The organism is Rhizorhabdus argentea (genome assembly GCF_037861105.1).
Taxonomy (GTDB): Bacteria; Pseudomonadota; Alphaproteobacteria; order Sphingomonadales; family Sphingomonadaceae; genus Rhizorhabdus; species Rhizorhabdus argentea.
Genome location: NZ_JBANFK010000001.1, coordinates 155,652 through 175,650, shown reverse-complemented (window position 1 = coordinate 175,650; position 19,999 = coordinate 155,652). Strand labels below are relative to the sequence as shown.

At 64.5% G+C, this 19,999-nt stretch carries 18 protein-coding genes; 8 read left to right on the top strand and 10 right to left on the bottom strand.

The window, feature by feature from the left end:
- Nucleotides 1-8: 8 nt before the first annotated feature.
- Nucleotides 9-2,258, bottom strand: a complete 2,250-nt coding sequence (parC, locus tag AAC645_RS00860; RefSeq protein WP_340313135.1) for a DNA topoisomerase IV subunit A — start codon at nt 2,256-2,258, stop codon at nt 9-11.
- Nucleotides 2,259-2,336: 78 nt separating this feature from the next.
- Between parC and AAC645_RS00855 the strand changes: the two genes are divergently transcribed.
- Entirely contained in the window at nt 2,337-4,397 is a 2,061-nt protein-coding gene (locus AAC645_RS00855) for a S46 family peptidase (RefSeq protein ID WP_340313134.1), read from the top strand.
- A 107-nt stretch (nt 4,398-4,504) separates the two neighbouring features.
- Here the strand turns inward: AAC645_RS00855 and phaR are convergent, their stop codons facing one another.
- Nucleotides 4,505-5,074, bottom strand: a complete 570-nt coding sequence (gene phaR, locus AAC645_RS00850) for a polyhydroxyalkanoate synthesis repressor PhaR (RefSeq protein WP_340313133.1) — start codon at nt 5,072-5,074, stop codon at nt 4,505-4,507.
- 94 nt (nt 5,075-5,168) lie between these two features.
- Between phaR and AAC645_RS00845 the strand changes: the two genes are divergently transcribed.
- The 3 genes from AAC645_RS00845 (at nt 5,169) to AAC645_RS00835 (ending at nt 7,923) form a co-directional block, all read left to right on the top strand.
- Nucleotides 5,169-6,161: an alpha/beta fold hydrolase gene (locus AAC645_RS00845; protein WP_340313131.1), complete on the top strand. Its 993-nt coding sequence runs from the start codon at nt 5,169-5,171 to the stop codon at nt 6,159-6,161.
- An 89-nt stretch (nt 6,162-6,250) separates the two neighbouring features.
- Nucleotides 6,251-7,423, top strand: coding sequence for an acetyl-CoA C-acetyltransferase (locus AAC645_RS00840; protein ID WP_340313130.1), 1,173 nt, complete (start codon nt 6,251-6,253; stop codon nt 7,421-7,423).
- Between the two features lie 110 nt (nt 7,424-7,533).
- Nucleotides 7,534-7,923: a PilZ domain-containing protein gene (locus tag AAC645_RS00835; protein ID WP_340313129.1), complete on the top strand. Its 390-nt coding sequence runs from the start codon at nt 7,534-7,536 to the stop codon at nt 7,921-7,923.
- A 25-nt stretch (nt 7,924-7,948) separates the two neighbouring features.
- On the opposite strand, the gene AAC645_RS00830 is transcribed toward AAC645_RS00835, so the two are convergent.
- On the bottom strand, nt 7,949-8,104 hold the full coding sequence (locus tag AAC645_RS00830; RefSeq protein ID WP_340313327.1) for a YdcH family protein: 156 nt from the start codon (nt 8,102-8,104) through the stop codon (nt 7,949-7,951).
- Between the two features lie 220 nt (nt 8,105-8,324).
- Between AAC645_RS00830 and AAC645_RS00825 the strand changes: the two genes are divergently transcribed.
- Nucleotides 8,325-8,522, top strand: a complete 198-nt coding sequence (locus tag AAC645_RS00825; RefSeq protein WP_340313128.1) for a YdcH family protein — start codon at nt 8,325-8,327, stop codon at nt 8,520-8,522.
- Between the two features lie 182 nt (nt 8,523-8,704).
- Here AAC645_RS00825 and dksA read toward each other — a convergent pair whose 3' ends face one another.
- Nucleotides 8,705-9,166, bottom strand: a complete 462-nt coding sequence (dksA, locus tag AAC645_RS00820) for an RNA polymerase-binding protein DksA (RefSeq protein ID WP_340313127.1) — start codon at nt 9,164-9,166, stop codon at nt 8,705-8,707.
- A 143-nt stretch (nt 9,167-9,309) separates the two neighbouring features.
- Nucleotides 9,310-9,855: a hypothetical protein gene (locus AAC645_RS00815; protein ID WP_340313126.1), complete on the bottom strand. Its 546-nt coding sequence runs from the start codon at nt 9,853-9,855 to the stop codon at nt 9,310-9,312.
- A 218-nt stretch (nt 9,856-10,073) separates the two neighbouring features.
- Here AAC645_RS00815 and serS point away from each other — a divergent pair, with 218 nt between their 5' ends.
- Nucleotides 10,074-11,351: a serine--tRNA ligase gene (serS, locus tag AAC645_RS00810; RefSeq protein ID WP_340313125.1), complete on the top strand. Its 1,278-nt coding sequence runs from the start codon at nt 10,074-10,076 to the stop codon at nt 11,349-11,351.
- Nucleotides 11,352-11,509: 158 nt separating this feature from the next.
- Nucleotides 11,510-12,643, top strand: coding sequence for a M23 family metallopeptidase (locus tag AAC645_RS00805; RefSeq protein WP_340313123.1), 1,134 nt, complete (start codon nt 11,510-11,512; stop codon nt 12,641-12,643).
- A gap of 8 nt (nt 12,644-12,651) precedes the next feature.
- Here AAC645_RS00805 and AAC645_RS00800 read toward each other — a convergent pair whose 3' ends face one another.
- Nucleotides 12,652-14,406 (bottom strand): SulP family inorganic anion transporter, encoded by a 1,755-nt coding sequence (locus AAC645_RS00800; RefSeq protein WP_340313122.1) that lies wholly within the window; start codon nt 14,404-14,406, stop codon nt 12,652-12,654.
- A 10-nt stretch (nt 14,407-14,416) separates the two neighbouring features.
- On the bottom strand, nt 14,417-14,689 hold the full coding sequence (locus tag AAC645_RS00795) for a helix-turn-helix domain-containing protein (protein ID WP_340313120.1): 273 nt from the start codon (nt 14,687-14,689) through the stop codon (nt 14,417-14,419).
- Nucleotides 14,690-14,865: 176 nt separating this feature from the next.
- Between AAC645_RS00795 and rimO the strand changes: the two genes are divergently transcribed.
- Nucleotides 14,866-16,200, top strand: a complete 1,335-nt coding sequence (gene rimO, locus AAC645_RS00790; RefSeq protein ID WP_340313118.1) for a 30S ribosomal protein S12 methylthiotransferase RimO — start codon at nt 14,866-14,868, stop codon at nt 16,198-16,200.
- A 15-nt stretch (nt 16,201-16,215) separates the two neighbouring features.
- Here the strand turns inward: rimO and paoC are convergent, their stop codons facing one another.
- From paoC to paoA, 3 genes are read right to left on the bottom strand one after another with little or no spacing between them, the layout of a single operon-like run.
- Nucleotides 16,216-18,426 (bottom strand): aldehyde oxidoreductase molybdenum-binding subunit PaoC, encoded by a 2,211-nt coding sequence (gene paoC, locus AAC645_RS00785; protein ID WP_340313325.1) that lies wholly within the window; start codon nt 18,424-18,426, stop codon nt 16,216-16,218.
- Between the two features lie 2 nt (nt 18,427-18,428).
- Nucleotides 18,429-19,370, bottom strand: coding sequence for an FAD binding domain-containing protein (locus tag AAC645_RS00780; RefSeq protein ID WP_340313116.1), 942 nt, complete (start codon nt 19,368-19,370; stop codon nt 18,429-18,431).
- Nucleotides 19,367-19,981 carry an aldehyde dehydrogenase iron-sulfur subunit PaoA gene (gene paoA / locus AAC645_RS00775; RefSeq protein ID WP_340313114.1) on the bottom strand — a complete coding sequence of 205 codons (615 nt, stop codon included), beginning with the start codon at nt 19,979-19,981 and terminating at the stop codon, nt 19,367-19,369. The genes AAC645_RS00780 and paoA overlap by 4 nt, the downstream gene beginning before the upstream one ends.
- Between the last annotated feature and the right edge of the window lie 18 nt (nt 19,982-19,999).

The window sequence follows — 19,999 nt, the reverse complement described above, 5'->3', positions numbered from 1 at the left end:
GTAAAGTCTCAGCCGAAACGATTGTCGCGCGGGAAGCCGATCGGCGGCATCCGCCCTGCAGCACCCCGGGCCGCCCGCCACGGCGTGAGATCAGTTTCGCTCCGCGTCCGCCCCTTGTCGCCGCCCATCGTCCAGCTCAGCCCGGCATCCAGCCTGAAGCTGATCGCATCAGACAGGCCGCCATCCTTGTAACGCTGAATGGTCACGCCCTGTCCGCGCGCCATGCGCGGCAGCTCGGCCAGGGGGAACACGACCATCTTGCGATTGTCGCCGATCGCGGCGACGTAATCGTCGGCCTGGCCGATCTGGTGGATCACCTTGAGCCGCCCGCCCTCTCGTAGGTTGACGACCTGCTTACCCTTGCGGGTTTCGGCGGTAACGTCCGCCATGTCCACGACGAAGCCCTTGCCCTCGGCCGATACGAGCAACAGCTCGATTCCAGGCTTCGCCACGAGCAATGTCGCGACTCGTGCGTCGGCCTCCACGTCCGCAAACAGGCGCACCGGTTCCCCGAAACCGCGGCCACCCGGCAGCCTGTCGGCGGGCAGCGTATAGAAGCGGCCCTGATCGGTCGCGAGCAGGATGCGATCGGTGGTCTGCGCCCGGACCGCATAGGCCGGGCCGTCACCCTCCTTGAACTTCACCGTCGCGAGAGCGGCGTCGTCGACATGGCCCTTCATCGCGCGAATCCAGCCGCGCTGCGACAGGATCACCGTCACCGGTTCGCGCTCGACCATCGCTTCGAGCGGGATTTCGCGCGCCGGGCCGGCTTCCGAGAGGGTCGTCCTGCGCGCGCCCAGTCGGGTCTCCGGACCATAGCGGTCGCGTAGCGCGACCAGGTCGCGCTTCATCCGGGTCCGTTGGCGCGCGGGGCTCTCGATGAGCGCCTCCAGCCCCTTGCCTTCGGCGTCGAGCGTGTCGCGCTCTTTCTTGATCTCATATTCCTCGAGCCGCCGCAGGCTGCGCAGCCGCATGTTGAGGATCGCCTCGGCCTGGCGATCGGTCAGGCCGAATTCGGCGATCATCACCGGCTTGGGCTCGTCCTCCTCGCGGATGATCTGAATCACGCGATCCAGGTTGAGATAGGTGATCAAATAGCCGTCGAGCAATTCTATACGGTCGGCGATCTTCGCCAGCCGATGCTGCGACCTCCGAACAAGCACGTCGAACTGGTGCTTGAGCCATGCCGCGAGCGCCGCCTTGAGGCTCATCACGCCCGGCGTGCGGTTTTCATCGAGCACGTTGAGGTTGAGCGGAACGCGGACCTCCAGATCGGTGAGCCGGAACAGGCTTTCCGTCAGCATGCCGGCATCAACGGTGCGGCTGCGCGGCTCGAGGATGATGCGGATCTCCTCGTCGCTCTCGTCGCGAACGTCGGCCAGGATCGGCAGCTTCTTGTCGTTAATGAGTTCGGCGATCTGCTCGATCAGCTTCGATTTTTGAACCTGGAACGGAATCTGTTGGACCACGAGGTGCCACCCTCCGCCCTTCTCGTCGACCCTCTCGATCAGCGCGCGAACGCGGAAGGCGCCGCGCCCGCTGGCATAGGCGTCGGCGATCGACGTCGCGCCGTCGACCAGCACGCCCCCCGTCGGAAAGTCCGGGCCCTGCACGAACTGCATCAGCTCGGCAGTCTCTGCCTCCGGCTTGTCGATCAGATGCACCGCGGCGTCGACAAGCTCGGCGACATTGTGCGGGGGGATCGAGGTGGCCATGCCGACGGCGATGCCACTGGCGCCGTTGGCGAGCAGGTTGGGGAACAGGCCCGGGAAGATCTCCGGCTCTTCCTCCTCGCCATTATAGGTCGGGCGGAAATCGACGGTGCCTTCGTCGAGGCCCGCCATCAGCTCGCCGGCCGCGGCAGTCAGCCGCGCCTCGGTGTAGCGCATCGCCGCGGCATTATCGCCATCGACATTGCCGAAATTGCCCTGCCCGTCGACCAGCGGATAACGCAGCGAGAAGGTCTGGGCGAGGCGAACCATCGCGTCATAGACAGACTGGTCGCCATGCGGATGATATTTGCCGATCACGTCGCCGACGACGCGCGCACATTTCTTGTAGCCGGAGGCGGGATCGAGCCGCAGCAGCCGCATCGCCCAGAGCAGCCGGCGGTGGACCGGTTTCAGCCCGTCGCGGACGTCGGGCAGCGAGCGTGCGGTGATCGTCGACAGAGCATAGACCAGATAGCGGTCCGACAGAGCGCTATCGAATGGAGTATTGCGGATGCTGTCGTCGGGCAACTCGGCGAGATCGGTCATGGCCGGGTATTAGGGTGGGCTTGGCAATCGGACAAGGACGTGGCGATAACAGACATATCGATATCACGGGAGCGACTTATGCATCATCGTCTGCTTGCAGCCACCGCCATCGCCGCCCTGCTCCCCTTCGCTGCCCATGCCGACGAAGGGATGTGGACCTTCGATGCCTTCCCCGCCGCGAAGGTAAAGGCGGCCTACGGCGCTGCGCCTGATCAGGCCTGGCTGGATCGTGTGCGGCAATCGGCAGTGCGGTTGACCGGGGGCTGTTCCGCGTCGGTGGTGTCGCTGCAGGGGCTGGTGCTGACCAACAACCACTGCGTCGTCGACTGCGCCCAGGCTTTATCGAGTGCCGACAATGACCTGATGAAGAACGGCTTCGTTGCCGCCGACAAGGCCAAGGAGCTGAAATGCCCCGGCCAGCAGGCGGAGATCGTGACCTCGATCACCGACGTCACCGCCGATGTCCAGAAGGCCATCGGCGCCAACAGCGGAGCCGCCTTCACCAAGGCACGCGACGCGGCGATCTCGACGATCGAAAAGCAGAGCTGCACGGATCCGGCGCGCGAACGTTGTCAGGTGGTGACCTTGTTCGGCGGCGGTCAGTACAAGCTGTACCGCTATCGCAAATATTCAGACGTCCGGCTCGTCTATGCGCCGGAGTTCCAGGCGGCTTTCTTCGGCGGCGATCCCGACAATTTCAACTTCCCCCGCTACGACATCGATGCCGCATTCCTGCGCCTGTACGAAAATGGCACGCCGGCCATGACAAAGGCGCATCTGACATGGAACGCACGCGCGCCGAAGGCCGGAGAGCTGACCTATGTGGTGGGCAATCCGGGTAGCACGCAGCGGCTTTACACCCAGGCCCAGATCGCCTTCCAACGCGACACCGCCCTGCCCACGACCGAATTGCTGCTGTCCGAACTGCGCGGCCGGCTGATCAGCGCGATGGCGACCGACGAAGAGAAAAACCGCACCGGTTCAGACCAGCTGTTCGGCATCGAGAACAGCTTCAAGGCATATTATGGCCAGTGGCAGGCCCTGCTCGACCCGGCATTCTCGGGCAAGCTCGCCACCAGCGAGCAGGCGTTGCGCGCCAGGGTGGCCGCCGACCCGACGCTGAGCGCCAAGGTCGGCAATCCCTGGGAGGAGGTCGAGAAGGCCGTCACTGCCTATCGTACCTTCTTTGACGACTATACCTGGCTGGAGCGGCGCCCCACCCTGTCCGAGCTCTTCTACGACGCACGACGCATCGTTCGCTCGGCGCAGGAGCGAGCCAAGCCCAACGCCGAGCGCCTGCCGGAATATGGCGACGCGCGCCTGCCGCTGCTCGAGAAGGAACTGACCGATCCCCGCCCGATCTATCCCTGGCTCGAAGAGCTCGAAATCGGGATGTGGCTTTCGAAGGCGCGGGAACATCTGACGGTCGATGCCCCCGCGGTGAAGCGGTTGCTAGGCAAGGAATCGCCGGAGGCTCTGGCCAAGCGGCTCGTCTCCGGCACCAAGCTGGCCGACCCCGCGGTGCGCAAGACGCTGTATGACGGCGGGCTCGCCGCCGTCCAAGCGTCGGACGATCCGCTGATCAAGTTCGTGCTGGCCAACGACGCGGACGCTCGCGCCGTGCTGCAGCGCTATCGCGCCGAATATGATGCGCCCGTCACCGCGGCCCAGTCACGGCTCGCGCTCGCCCGCTTCGCCGCCTATGGCAACGACATCTATCCCGACGCGACCTTCACGCTGAGGATCAGCTATGGCGCGGTTCAAGGTTGGACTTACCAGGGCCAGGCGGTGCCGGATCGCACCCTGTTCGGCGGCCTTTATGAACGGGCGACCGGCGCAGCACCGTTCGACCTTCCACCGAAATGGGCCGCCGCCGAAGCCACTATCGACAAGACCCGCGTCATCAATTTCGTCACTACGAACGACATCATCGGCGGCAATTCGGGCTCACCCGTGATTGCGGCGGATGGTTCGGTCATCGGCGCGGCCTTCGACGGCAACATCCACTCGCTGGGCGGAGCCTATGGCTATGACGCCAGCGTAAACCGCACGGTCGCCGTCTCGACGGGCGCAGTCGAGGAGGCTCTCACCAAGGTCTATCCTGCACCGGGGCTGCTGAAGGAACTACGCGGACGCTGATCGCCCGCACGGGGCATCGACCGGTCTCGCAGGCAGCTGAGCGCGCGCTCAGCTGCCGATGCTGCATCATGTTGCGGCGGGAGCGCCACCGCCCGCGGTGGCCGCAGCTATTTCAGCTTGTCGATCTGTTCCTGCATGGCGGCGAGCTGCGCCTTGAGCTGTTCCACCTCGTTGCGCGGCGCTGTCGGCGGCGTCGGCGTACCTGCGGCCGAAGCGGGGCCGGCGGCACCGCCCTTCGGCTTGAAAGCACTCGCGGCCGCTTCGAACATCTCCATGTTGCGCTTGGCAATCTCCGCGAAAGGACCGCCGGAAAACGCGCCCTCCATCGCCTGGCGGAACTGGGTCTGGTTGCGGCGGAACGCATCCATCGATGCTTCGAGATATTGCGGCACCATCGACTGCATCGAATCGCCATAGAGCGAGATCAGCTGGCGCAGGAAGCTGACCGGCAGCATCGTCTGGCCGCGGGTCTCTTCTTCCATTATGATCTGTGTTAGGACGTTATGGGTGATGTCATCTTCGGTCTTGGCGTCGATCACCTTGAAATCGCGCCCCTCGCGCGTCATCGCGGCAAGGTGATCTAGCGTGATGTAGCTCGAAGTTTCCGTATTATATAAGCGGCGATTGGCGTATTTCTTGATGATGACCGTACCCGAACCGTCCGATGATTTCGCCATGATACCCCACCTGCCAACTAAATCCGTGTGCAGCATAGCATCGAATCATGCCGCGCCGCAACACAGGCCGCGTCCGCTGCCGCTCTTCCTCGAGATGCTGCGCAACGAAACATCGAACGACGTGGTGCGGCTGCGCAAGGCCCTGGCCGGGTTGAAGTCGTACCAGACCGCCTCGCGACCGCCGCGGCCGCCTGCGCCACCGGTCATCGGCCGGATAGGCCGCGTCTCGCTGCGCAGCTATGGCGGGCAAGGGCGGCCCGTTCTGTTCGTGCCTTCGTTGATCAATGGTTCGGAGATCCTTGATCTCACGGCGGAAAACTCGATGATGCGGGGCCTTGCGGCCTGTGGCCTGAATCCCGTTCTGCTCGACTGGGGCTGTCCCGAAACCAGCGAACAGGATCTCGATGTCGGCGGGCATGTCGAACATTATGTCATACCTGCACTCGATATTATCGGTCGCGACGCGGCGTTGGCGGGATATTGCCTGGGCGGAACGATGAGCATCGCCGCCGCCGCGCTCAGACCGCCAAAAGCTCTCGTCCTCATTGCGGCACCTTGGGATTTCCGCGGTTTTCCTTCGCAGACGCGGAACGATCTGCAGCAATTATGGAATGCCGCGGAGCCAGTGGCGCGCGCCTTCGGGCTGTTGCCTGCAGAGATCTTGCAGCAAATCTTCTGGCAGATCGACCCGTCCCGCACCGTCGCGAAGTTCGAAAATTTCGCCGGCAAGGATCCCTCGAGTCCGGAGGGTCAGAATTACGTCGCAGTGGAGGACTGGGCCAATGACGGCCCGCCGATGCCGCTCGCCGCCGGCCGTGAGCTGATGGAGGAACTCATGGTAGGGAATGCCAGTGGCCGCGGCGTTTGGCAGGTCGGCGGGCGCATTGTCGATCCCGCCGCGCTCGATATGCCGGTGCTCAACATCATCTCCACGACGGATCGGATTACGCCGGCGGAAAGCGCCTGGGCTGGGGGCGAACGGATTGCTCTCGCAGAGGGGCATGTCGGAATGATCGTTGGCCGCAAAGCGCCCGCGTCGCTGTGGCGGCGCCTGGGCACATGGCTTTCGCAGTTGCAGAAGTCCTGATAGTGATTGAGCGGACTATTCCATAGGTTTTCAGAGCCTGGCAATACGGCCGGGCTATTCGCATATGCACAAAAGTGGGAGATGGGACTATGAGCGACATTGTCATCACGGGTGCCAAGCGCACTGCAGTCGGTAGCTTCCTCGGTGCTTTCGCAACGACTCCGGCCCACGAACTCGGCCGTGTGGCAATCCAAGCTGCGCTGGCGCAAGCGGGCGTCGACGGTGGCGAGGTCCAGGAAGCGATCCTCGGTCAGGTGCTCACGGCCGGTCAGGGACAGAACCCGGCCCGGCAAGCCGCAATGAACGCCGGCCTCCCCAAGGAGGCGACCGCATTCGGCATCAATCAGGTCTGCGGATCGGGGCTCCGCGCGGTTGCCCTGGCGGCCCAGTCGATCCGCTGCGGCGACGCGCGAGTAGTGGTCGCCGGCGGCCAGGAGAGCATGTCGCTGTCCGCCCACGCGCAGAATCTTCGTACCGGAACGAGGCTCGGTAACAGTTCGCTCGTCGACACGATGATCGTCGACGGCCTTACGGACGTGTTCAACGGCTATCATATGGGCATCACCGCCGAGAACCTGGCCGAAAAATACCAGATCAGCCGCGCCGAGCAGGACGAGTTTTCGGTGAGCAGCCAAAACAAGGCGGAAGCCGCGCAGGCGGCCGGTCGCTTCAATGACGAGATCGCCGGCGTCGCCGTCAAGAGCCGCAAGGGTGAGACAATCGTGGACCGCGACGAATATATCCGGCTTGGCGCCACCATTGACGCGATGTCGGGCCTCAAGCCGGCGTTCAAGAAGGACGGCACCGTCACCGCGGCGAATGCCAGCGGCCTCAACGATGGCGCCGCCGCCCTGGTGCTGATGTCGGCGGAGGATGCGGCTACACGCGGCAGCGCCGTGCTTGGCCGAATTGCGAGCTGGGCCACGTGCGGCGTGGACCCGTCGATCATGGGTATCGGCCCGGCCCCGGCAAGCAAGCTCGCCCTGGAACGGGCCGGATGGAAACTGTCCGATCTCGACCTCATCGAGGCCAATGAGGCGTTCGCGGCCCAGGCGCTCGCCGTCGGCAAGGAACTCGGCTGGGACAGCGACATCGTCAACGTCAATGGCGGAGCGATCGCGATCGGCCATCCGATCGGCGCTTCGGGCGCACGCGTGCTGACGACCCTGCTCTACGAGATGGCGCGGCGGGACGCGAAGAAGGGGCTCGTCACCTTGTGCATCGGCGGCGGCATGGGGATCGCCATGTGCATCGAGCGGTAGGCTGCCCAGCAGCACCAAAGGCGCCATCAAGGAAATCCACGGCCCTTTTTAACCCGGCGTCAACCAATCCGGTGTCTAATCCCGCGGTCTGGTACAACCGAGGGAAATTCATGTCCGACGCCATCGAACAGGACGGCGCACTGCCCGGCAAGCGGACGCGGCAACGCGATTCGCTGTTGCTGATGGGAACGATCAAGGCGGCCGGCGACTATGCGCGCCAGACGCAACCGATTCGCGTGCGTAACCTGTCGTCGACCGGCCTGATGGCGGACGCACAGTTGAGCTACGACCTCGGCGCCAGCGTCGAAGTCGGCCTGCGTGGTATCGGCATCGTCTCGGGAGAGATCGTCTGGGTGCGCGGCGGGCGAATCGGGATTACCTTCGCCGAAGCCATCGACCCGAAAAAAGCGCGCCGGCCGGTCGTCGGCGCCCCGGACGAGCATCTCCGCAAGATCGTCGATATCGGGAAGATCCGCCGGCCTGGATTGAGGATCGACTGACCCTCAATCCCCGAGCTGGCGTTGTTCAGAGGCGGGCCAGCGCCTCTTTAATTCGAAGTTTCTGCTTCTTTAGCTCGCTGATGAGCACGGTATCGGGCGCGGGCCGTTGCGACTCCGCCGCGATACGGGCTTCAATGCCGGCGTGCTTGGCGAGCATTGCGGAAGAATGGGTAGTCAACATCAAGACTGTCTCCTTTCATCTCCGACTGGGCCGTTCAATAAATCACGATTCGAAGCGCCTGTCTCTCCCAAAAAAAAGCCTGATCCGAACTTGAACACGACTGGCCGCGACGCGTCGGAAACATGATTCGCAGCGGCGCTCCTGGCTGTCGACGGGGTTGAGCGCGGCCCTGATATACCGCTAGAATCATTTCGCCTGGTGCCGGTTTGGAGCGAGTCGATTGGACAGTGAAGTCATTGCGCGACGAATCGAAATCCTCAAGCAGGAGCATGGCGACCTCGATGCTGCGATCGAGGCGCTGCTCACCGCCCCCGCCATCGATCAGCTCCAGATCGCTCGCATCAAGAAGCGTAAGCTGCGGCTGAAAGACGAGATTGCTCTGCTCGAAGACATGCTAATTCCGGACATCATCGCATAGCCAGCTGCACGCGCGGGTGTTTTGGGAATCGCCATTGCGCAGCGGCTTCCCGCGCCGGATGTGGTGGGCTCCCGCAAGATCCAGCGGTCGAAAGATTATCGGAAGAGCGATCGGCAGACGGCTGATCGGCTCGCAAATGAGCGGAGGGCATCAGACGTTCGAGGACAAAAAACGCGAGGAGCTTACTCCTCGCGGCTAACCTTCTCGTTGCGCTCGTGGCGTTCCTGGGCCTCGACGGTCATGGTCGCAATAGGGCGGGCTTCGAGACGGCCGAGCGAAATAGGTTCGCCGGTCACTTCGCAATAGCCATATTCGCCCTCTTCGATGCGCCGTAGCGCGGCGTCGATCTTGGAGATGAGCTTGCGCTGGCGATCGCGGGTGCGAAGCTCGATCGACCAATCGGTTTCACTCGATGCGCGATCGGTGAGATCGGGCTCGCGGAGCGAGTCGACCTGGAGCTGCTGGAGCGTGCCTGCCGATTCCTTGAGAATCGACTCCTTCCAGTCGAGCAGCTTCGCCTTGAAATACGCCAATTGGCGATCATTCATGAAACGTTCGTCGGGGGAAGGCCTGTAACCGTCGAAATCTGCAGCCACGTTCACCGGTTCCCGACCATTAAACACGTCACTCAGCGACGATGCCATACGACTCTCCGCCATACCCTTCGGCAACAACCGGACTTGTTAGCCATCGCCATTGCCGCCCGCGGGCCTATAGACAGCGCTACGCCCGCACACAAGCGCGGAGCTGTGCGCGGGCGTCGAATTTCCAGGCCTGTAAGCCGTGGTCAACCCGCCGGAGGCGTCGCTCCCTTTGCCGCAGCTTCGAGCTGCGCCTGGGTCATGCCGATCACCGCGCCGTTCGGGCCGGCGGCGATCGCGCTCTTGGGAAGCTTCGCCTTGGCGTTGGGCGTGGCAACGGTCACCAGATCGCCCTCGACAGCCTCGATCGTGCCGACCGCACCGCCATTCTGATCGGTTACGATTGTGCCGGGCTTCAGCGAAGCCAGGAATTGCTGCTGCTGGCTTGCCGCCGCGCCCTTGGCGGCCGTCTCGAGTTCGGCTTTGGTCATGCCGAGCAGCAAGCCCTTGTCACCCTTGGCAAAGGACGAGGTAGGGACGCTCGCCTTCACTGTGCCGGTGTCGATTACCGCGATATCGCCGTTCACCGATGCGATCGTACCGACCGCACCGCCATTGGCATCCGTTACCGCTGCTCCGGTCGTTACGGTAGCCGCAGCGGCGGGCGCCGAACCCGTTGCCTGCGCCAGGACCGGCGCAGATGCGCTTGCCGCAAGCAATGCCGTAGCCAGAAAAGCAGTTCGCAAAGTCACATCCATACTCCTCATGTGTGGTCGTTCGAGAGACACATATGCAAAGTGACGCAACACGCGACGATAGGTTCCCTGCCGTTTCGATTAAATGCGCCGCGAGCAAGGCGGAGTGCGAGGGCGTTCCTCATAGACGGCGCAACATCGGCCTGCCTTGTCGGTTTGCTCCCCCCAATCCCCTGGTGGTTGCGCCGATATTGCTTCGAGGCCATAGGGCGGCGATGCATGATATCCGCCTGATCCGCGACGCCCCCACCGCATTCGACGCAGCTCTCGCCCGGCGTGGCGCGGCGCCTGCGTCCAGCGCGCTGCTTGCGCTCGACGAGCGACGCCGTGCCATCGCTACTGAATTGCAGGCGGCCCAGGGCCGCCGCAACGAAGCCTCCAAGGCGATCGGCCAGGCCAAGGCACAAAAGGACGAGGCGACCGCGTCGGCGCTGATGGCCGAGGTCGCCCTCCTCAAGGAGAAGATGCCCGTGCTGGAGGCAGAGGGCAGTGAGGTCGATCAGGCGCTCAGCGCTGCGCTGGCGGCCATCCCCAACCTGCCCGCGGATGGCGTTCCGCAAGGCAGCGACGAGGACGGCAATGTCGAGCAGCACCGTTGGGGAACACCGTCCAGCTTCGACTTTCCTGCGCGCGAGCATCCCGACTTCGCCGGGCCGCTTGGACTCGACTTCGAAGCCGCGGCGCTTATCTCTGGCGCGCGCTTCGCCGTCCTGAAGGGTGGCATGGCGAGGCTGCAGCGCGCGCTTGGCGCGTTCATGCTCGATCGTCAGACCGCCCGCGGCTTCACCGAGGTCATCCCCCCGCTATTGGTGCGGGATGAGGCGATGTTTGGCACCGGGCAGCTTCCCAAATTCGCCGAGGACCTGTTCCAGACGACTGACGGCCGCTGGCTAATTCCCACTGCCGAAGTGAGCCTCACCAACATGGTGCGCGACCAGATCCTGGCCGAAGCAGAGCTCCCGTTCAGGTTCACCGCGCTGACGCAGTGCTTCAGGTCCGAAGCCGGCGCGGCCGGACGCGACACGCGCGGACTGATCCGCCAGCACCAGTTCGAGAAGGTCGAACTGGTGGCGATCGCCGCGCCCGAGCAGTCCGAGGCAATCCATGAGGAAATGACCAAGGCAGCCGAGGCCATCCTGGAGGCGCTGGAGCTTCCCTACCGCCGAATGCTGCTCTGCACCGGTGACATGGGCTTTACCGCGCGCAAGACCTTCGATCTGGAGGTCTGGCTGCCCGGGCAGGCGCGTTACCGCGAGATCAGCAGCATCTCGAACTGCGGCGACTTCCAGGCGCGACGAATGAACGCCCGCTATCGGCCCTCGGGTGAAGCGAAGGGGACCCGCTTCGTGCATACGCTCAACGGCTCCGGGCTGGCAGTGGGCCGGACGCTGGTCGCGGTGCTGGAAAACTACCAGCAGGCGGATGGATCGGTGCGGATACCCGAGGCGCTGCTGCCCTATATGGGCGGAGTTACCGAGCTGCGGCCGGTATGAGCCGGATGCTCGTGGCCCAGAGTGATTTCAAGTCAGATGGCATCATCTGACGAACCGGGAATCGCGCAACAAAAACTCGATCCTGATCCCTGGTGTTTTTGTGACGGCAGCAGCGCGGCCGGGGTGGCAAGCCGGGCCAAGACTGCTAACAGATTGGGATGGCGTTGCTGAACCATTGCTCGACCACGTCTGCGCTGATGGCGCTGATGCTCACATCGGCCTGCATTCCAGCTCCTGATCGCCCTGCACCGCGCGCGCCCGCGCCGCCTCCACCGCGCGTCCAGCGCACCGTGCCGCCACCCAGCCCGCCGCCCGCGGCCGCACCGGTCGAGGAGCAACCGGCCCCTGGCCCGCCTCCCCCCGCAGTCTCGGAGAATGCCCCAGTACCGCCGCCGCCCGCCTGGCAGGTCAGAACGGTGACGCCTTCGGCCGTCGAAGTAGCGGCATCGACTTATGTGGTAAAACGGGGAGACACGCTGCGCGCCGTTTCAGATCGGACCGGCGCCGGATCCGAAGCGATCGCGCGGGCCAACGGCATCGCACCGCCGTTCAAGATCATCGTCGGGCAGAAGCTGAAGATCCCCGGCGGCCGCTATCATCGGGTCGGCAAGGGCGAGACCGGAATTGCCATTTCGCGCGGCTATGGCGTGGAATGGACGCGCATCGCCCAGCTCAATCAGCTCGAGGAGCCCTATATCCTCCGCGAGGGCCAGCGGCTGCTGCTGCCAAGCCGAAAAGAAGTCGCGCGCATGACCGCAGACGAGCGGGCGGCCGCGTTCAGGCTCGACATCGAGGACCTGATCACCGGTTCGGAACCGGCGCTCGCCACCCGCGAGACGCCCAAGCCGCCGGTGACGACGCCCAAGGCGGTAGCCCCGACCATCGCCGTCGCCGAGCCGCCGCGCTTCACCGGCCGGTTCGACTGGCCGGTGCGCGGACCGATCCTGCGCAATTTCGGCAGATATTCGGGCGGCCAGCAGAATGACGGCATCAATATCGGCGTCGAGCGCGGCAGCGCGATCACCGCCGCCGCCGATGGCGTGGTTGCCTATGTGGGGCAGGACATCCCGGCCTATGGCACGTTGATCCTGCTGCGCCACGGCGACGGCTGGCTCAGCGCCTATGGCTATGCCGACAGCATCACCGTCAGCCGCGGACAGAAGGTGGTGCGCGGCCAGACCATCGCAAAGAGCGGGGCGAGCCCATATAGCGGCGAGCCCCAGCTTCACTTCGAGATCCGCAACGGCCGCAAGCCGGTCAATCCGATGATTTATCTGCCCTCACGGAGCTGATCCCGCGTTCAGCCGAACGTGCCGGCATCCGGCTCCGGAGTGGCCCCACTGCGCTCCTCGTTCCGGGCGGCCGCCAGAGCATTGGCGATCGTCCCCTTGAAGCGGGCCTGTGGTGGGCGGACGCCATGGGCGAACAATACGCGCCTGATCGGCGCGCGCGTGCCGGTCAGATAGAGAGCGGCGCCTTGGCGATGAGCCTTTGCGGCCAGCGCCTTGATCGTGGCGGCGGCTGTCGAATCGAGAATCGACACGTTCGCAAAGTCGATGACATAGACCTTCGGATGCTCGCCGATCCGATCGAGCGCCGCTCCGACCGCCGCCGCGGCGCCAAAGAAGAAGGCGCCGGAAATCCGATAGACGAGGATGTCGGGATCGGTTGCGAACTCGGAATCATAGCGATTCCGATCACCGCCCGCATCATCGGCCATGTCCTGTTGAACCAATGGCCGCGGATCTTCGACCTCCACCGCCTGCGCCATGCGATGGAGGAACAGCAGCGTCCCGACACCGAAGCCAACCAATATCCCCTCGGTCAGATCGCGGAACACGACCAGCAGGAAGGTCAGCAGCAGCACGATCGCATCGCCGCGCGAGGTGCGCAGCAGTAGAACGAACTCATGCTTCTCGGCCATGTTCCAGCACACCATCGCCAGCACCGCCGCGAGAGCGGCCAGCGGTACATAGCTCGCGAGCGGCGCCGCCAGCAGTATGAACAGCAGCAGAAATACCGAATGCAGAATGCCCGCGACTGGGCCATGCGCGCCCGCCCGCACATTGGTTGCGGTACGGGCGATAGTCCCGGTGACACAGATGCCGCCGAACAGCGCGGACCCTATATTCGCCGCGCCTTGGGCGACCAGCTCGGCGTTGGACCGGTGGCGGCGGCCCGTCATCCCGTCTGCGACTACCGCCGAAAGCAGGCTTTCGATGCTCCCAAGCAGCGCGAAGGACAAGGCCGCCGGCAGCACCAACTGGATCCGGTCCAGCGACAGCACGGGCAGATGCGGCACCGGAAGCGATTGGGGAATGCCGCCAAAGCGGGTTCCGATCGTCTCCACCGGAAGGCTGCACAGTCGGCTCAACAGCGCAGCGAGCACGATGGCGATGACGAAGGCGGGCCAGTGTGGACGGAAATGCCGGACCGCGATGATCACCCCGATCGAGATCAAGGCGACCGCGACGGCGGCGGCATTGACCGTTGGCAGGGCGCTACCCAGTGCCTCAAGCTTGGAAATGATCGCGCCTGGCTCGCGCCCCGCGAGCGTCAGACCAAGCAGATCCTTGACCTGGCTCGCGAAAATCACGACCGCGATGCCGGAGGTGAACCCGACCGTGACGGGATAGGGGATATATTTTATGAAGGTGCCCAGCCTCAAAAAGCCGATGGTAAGCAGCATCAGCCCGGAGAGCATGGTCGCAAGGATCAGTCCGTCGAGACCGTAGCGCCCGACCGTCGCCGCAACGAGTATGATGAACGCCCCGGCCGGGCCGCCGATCTGGAACCGGCTTCCACCAAGTGCCGATACGATGAACCCGCCGACGATCGCCGTATACAGCCCGCGATCCGGCGTGACACCTGACGCGATCGCGATGGCCATCGAAAGTGGCAGGGCGACGATCGCGACGGTAAAGCCCGCGACCGCATCGGCCTTGATATCGGGAAGCCCGTAGCGATCTCGCAAAATGGTGACGAGCTTGGGCGTGAACATCTCGCGAAAGCTGGGCTCCGCCTTGCCGGTTGCGACAGCATGTTTTCCGTTCATGGCCATTGCGTCAGCTCGGCCTGCCGTTCGGATTGTCGGCGCGCTTGAGCCGCACGCCGCGTCCCAGGCCGACGCTTGCCGCGCTGCTGCCGATCAGCTCGACCCCGGCCCTGTCGAACGCTTCGATGATCTTGGTGAGGGTGTCGATGACGCCGCGCACGGTTCCTTCACTCGCCTCCATCCGCTGGATGGTTGGCAACGACACGCCCGACAGTTCGGCGAGCTGCCGTTGGTCGATTCCCAGCAGGGCTCTGGCAGCCCGCATTTGCGCGGCGGTGATCATAAATGAACTCTCAAATTTGGCGTTCAGCATAGCATCATTGATGTTTAAAACATCTCTTTTGATTTAAATCCGATCTTGGCCGTTCACCCGGGCAGCAGCCGGACCGTCGGCCAAGGGACCAGGTTCAGCGCCCCCCCTCGCAATTTGCCGCGAAAGCGCTTATGTGCGCGCGCTCCATGGCAATCAAACTCCCCTCCCCGCCGAAAGTCGGCATGGTGTCGCTCGGCTGTCCGAAGAACCTGGTCGACAGCGAACGCATCCTCACCAAGCTCCGTGCGGACGGCTACGGGCTGTCGCCCGATTATGCCGGTGCCGATGTCGTGCTGGTCAACACCTGCGGCTTCCTGGACAGCGCCAAGGAGGAGAGCCTCGACGCGATCGGCGAAGCCATCGCCGAAAATGGGCGAGTGATCGTCACCGGCTGCATGGGCGACGAAGCAGAGCGCATCCGCGCCCGTTTTCCCAACGTCCTCGCCGTCACCGGCGCGCACCAATATGAAGCGGTGGTCGGCGCGGTGCATGAAGCGGCTCCGGTGACGGCGTCGCCCTATATGGATCTGGTGCCCGACGCCGGCCTCAAGCTGACGCCGCGCCACTACAGCTATCTGAAGATTTCGGAGGGCTGCAATCATCGCTGCAGCTTCTGCATCATCCCGTCGATCCGCGGCGACCTGGTGAGCCGGCGGCCCGACGCGATCCTGCGGGAGGCGGAGAAGCTGGTTGCGGCCGGCACGCGCGAGCTGCTGGTGATCAGCCAGGACACGTCGGCCTATGGGCTCGACCTGAAGCACGCAGATTACCCGCTCAAGGGCGGAAGCGAGGTGCGCGCCCATATGACCGACCTCGCCCGAGAACTCGGCAAGCTCGGCGCATGGGTACGGCTCCACTATGTCTATCCCTATCCGCACGTCGACCATGTCATCCCACTGATGGCCGATGGGCTGGTGCTGCCCTATCTCGATATTCCGTTCCAGCACGCGTCACCCAGGGTGCTGAAGGCGATGAAACGCCCGGCCAACGACGCGAAGGTACTCGAACGGCTCGCCGCGTGGCGCGCGATCTGCCCCGACATCGCGGTGCGCTCGTCCTTCGTGGTCGGCTTTCCCGGTGAGACCGAGGAGGATTTCCAGTATCTGCTCGACTGGCTCGATGAGGCACAGCTCGACCGTGTCGGCGCGTTCCGCTTCGAGCCCGTCGCGGGTGCTGCCGCCAATGCGCTGCCGAACGCCGTGCCCGATGAGATCAAGGAAGAGCGTTACGCGCGGATCATGGAGCGGACCGCCGCAATCTCCGCCGCGAAGCTCGAGGCGAAGATCGGCCGGACTCTGGATGTGATCATCGATCTGGTGGATGGCGAAGGCGGCGCGACCGGCCGCTCGAAGGCCGACGCGCCCGAGATCGATGGCGAAGTTCACCTCCGCGACGCCGGCACTCTGGCGTCGGGCGATATCGTCAGAGTCGAGATCGAGGATGCCGACGAGCACGACCTGTTCGGGGTGCAGGTCGGCTGACCTGCCCTCCGTTGGTCACGCCATCGGCGGCAATTTGTCGATCAGCTTGTCGAGCGTCAGCGGGTACTCTCTGAGCCGGATGCCGGTGGCATTGTAGATCGCGTTGGCGACCGCCGCGCCGGCACCGCAGATGCCGAGCTCGCCCACGCCCTTCGCCTTCATCGGCGAACTCTTGTCATCGAGTTCATCGACAAAGAACACGTCCTGCTCGGGTATGTCGGCATGGACCGGCACATGATATTCGGCGAGATCATGGTTGACGAAGAAGCCGAAACGCTTGTCGACCAGCAATTCCTCCATGAGCGCCGCTCCGACCCCCATCGTCATGGCGCCGATTACCTGGCTGCGCGCCGACTTTGGGTTGAGGATACGGCCGGCTGCGAACGCACCACCCTGCCGGCGGACGCGCACCTCGCCGGTTGCCGCATCGACGCCGGCTTCGCAGAAGTGTGCGCCGAACGTCGCCTGAGCATAGCGTTTCGAAAGATCGCCGAACTCAATCTTGTCCTCGACACTCACGCCCTCGGCTCCCGCCGCGTCGCCAAGGCGCACGCGCCGGTTGCCGCCGACGATATAGCCATCGGCGAAATCAACATCGGCAGCGTTGAAGCCGGCCTTCTGCGCTACCGTCGTGCGCAGCAGCATGCAGGCCGCATAGACGCCTGCGGTCGAGCTGTTTCCGCCCCACTGCCCACCCGAGCCCGACGACGCCGGAAAGCGGCTGTCACCGAGCCGCACAACGACCTTATCGAGCGGCACGCCCATCACTTCGGCGGCAGTCTGGGCGATGATCGTATAGCTGCCCGTGCCGATATCGGTCATATCTGTTTCGATGGTGACGACGCCCCTGCCATCAAGAACGGCGCGCGCACCCGAGGTGGTGGCGAGATTGGCGCGGAACGCCGATGCCATGCCCATGCCCACCAGCCAGCGCCCGTCGCGCACCTGCCCGGGCTTGGGATTCCGCCGCTGCCAGTGGAAACGCTCCGCACCGATCCGCAGGCATTCGACGAGCTTCCGGCTTGAAAAGGGACGAGCCGGGCCCTTTTCCGGATCATATTGGACATCGTTACGAATCCGCAGCTCGACGGGATCGAGGCCCACCTTCTCCGCCAGTTCGTCCATCGCTACTTCGAGCGCCAACATCCCGGCTGCTTCGCCAGGCGCACGCATCGAGTTACCCTCCGGCAAGTCGAGTTCCGCGAGATAATGCGCGGTCATCCTGTTTTTGCCGCCATAAAGGAAGCGGGTCTGTACCGCCGCCGTCTCCGCACCGCCGCCGGGCAGGTCGCCCGACCAGCTTTCGTGAGCGATCGCTTCGATGACACCGTTGCTGTCAGCGCCCAGGCGGACGCGCTGGATCGTTGCCGGGCGATGAACCGTGTTGTTGGGGATCTGCGGCCGCGAGATCGCCACCTTGACCGGCCGTCCCGCCGCCCTTGCGCCGAGGGCCGCCAGCACCGCATCCGCGCGGATCCACAGCTTGGCGCCGAAACCGCCACCGATATAAGGCGAGACGATACGGACGTTCTCCTGGGGCAAGCCGAGCGTTATCGCCATGTCGCGAACGCCCCAGGCCACCATCTGGTTCGATGTCCACAGCGTGAGCCTGTCGCCGTCCCAAGTGGCGATCGAGGCGTGCGGCTCCATCATCATGTGGCTCTGGTCCGGCGTGGTGTAGAGTTCGTCTACTTTCACGGCGGCGCGGGCGAATGCTCCATCGAAGTCGCCCACTTTCGTATCGGCGGGGCCGGCAAAGCTGACCGGCGCTGCGCGGGCATGGCCACGGCTCGCCGCCAGATCGAACGTCCCCTGTCCGGCGGCATAGTCGACCCGCACCAGCTTCGCCGCGTCGCGCGCCTGCTCGAAAGTCTCGGCGACCACCAGCGCCACCGCCTGGTCGAAATGCTCGATCTGCGGCCCCGCGAGCAGCGTCGCCGTATTGGACGGCGAGTTCTTCAGCGGGCCGGCATTGGCCGCCGTAACAATGGTGAGGACACCGGGCGCCGCCTCCGCCTCACGCATGTCGATGGACCTGATCGTCCCCTTGGCGATGGCCGAGCCGACAATCCAGCCATAAGCGGCATTGGGTGCCATGTCGTGCCGCTCATAGGCGTAGGGCGCAGTTCCGGTGACTTTGAGCGGCCCGTCGATGCGGTCATGCGGATGCCCCACCACCCGCTGGCGATCGATTACGTTGTTGGTGGCCGGGGCGTCGAACTTCATGGTCATGCCCCTATCTCCGCCAGCACTGCGCCCAGCGTGCGCCTGACCAGGCTCAGCTTGAAGACGTTGTGTTCTGTGGTACGCGCGCCGAGCGTTACCGATGCGGCTATGGCCTCGGCCCCTTTCAGCTTTTCGGCGGCCTCGACCCGCCAGGGCTTGTGGGCCAGCCCGCCGAAAGCCAAACGCTGGCCGTCGGGGCCCACCACCGCTGCCACCGACACGAGCGCGAAGGCATAGGAGGCGCGGTCGCGGACCTTGCGATAGATTTGCCGTCCGGCAATCGGCGGCGGCAGTACCACGCTGGTGATCATCTCGCCCGGCGCGAGCGCCGTCTCGATATGTGGAGTGTCGCCCGGCAAAAGATGGAAGTCGGCGATCGGGATCGCGCGCGTGGTGCCGTCCAGCCGCACCGTCTCTACCGCCGCATCGAGCACCCGCATCGCCACAGCCATGTCCGACGGATGCGTGGCGATGCAGGCATCGCTCGTTCCCATGATCGCCTGGCCGCGGTTGATACCGCCCAGCGCGGCGCATCCCGATCCCGGCTTGCGCTTATTGCATGGCATGCGAGTGTCGTAAAAATAGGGGCAGCGGGTCCGTTGGAGCAGGTTCCCTGCCGTCGTTGCCTTGTTGCGGAGCTGGCCCGAAGCGCCAGATACCAACGCGCGGGTCAACACCGGATAGTCCCGACGCACCTGCTTGTCGGCGGCGAGATCGGTGTTGCGCACCAACGCGCCGATGCGCAGGCCGCCGTCCTCGATCTTGTCTATCCTGTCGAGACCAAGATGATTGATGTCGATCAGGAGCGGCGGCGTCTCGATCTGCAGTTTCATCAGGTCGAGCAGATTGGTCCCACCCGCGATGAAACGCGCGCCCGGATGCTCCGCGGCAGCTTTCGCGGCGCTGGCGGGATCGGCGGCGCGCTGATAGGCAAAGGGCCTCATGTCGTGCGTGTTCCGCTTACATCGCGGATTGCAGCGATGATGTTGGGATAGGCCGCGCATCGGCAGATGTTGCCGCTCATCCGCTCGCGTACCTCATCGTCCGAGAAGGTGACATCCAGCAGGTCGGCACTGACATGGCTCGGGATGCCTCGCTCGATTTCCGAGAGCATCGCTACCGCCGAGCATATCTGCCCCGGCGTGCAATAGCCGCATTGATAACCGTCATGCTCGATGAAGGCCTTCTGCAGCGGATGAAGATCCTGCCGCGTGCCGAGCCCCTCGATGGTGGTGACTGCATCCCCGTCATGCATCACCGCCAATGTCAGGCAGCTGTTGATCCGCCGCCCTTCGACGATGACGGTGCACGCACCGCATTGCCCATGATCGCAGCCCTTCTTGCTGCCGGTGAGGTGGAGATGCTCGCGTAGCGCGTCGAGCAAGGTCGTACGCGGGTCCAGCGACAGATCATGATCCTTCCCATTGACGTTCAGCCTCACGGGCATCGGCGTGGCGGGGAGCGATTGCGCAGCCGGGCCCGCCCCGATCGCCGGGGTGGCGGCCAAGCCTGCTGCAGTAGTGGCTCCTGCTGCCAGCACGCTTCGTCGTGTCATCCCATCGCTCCCCCGTTC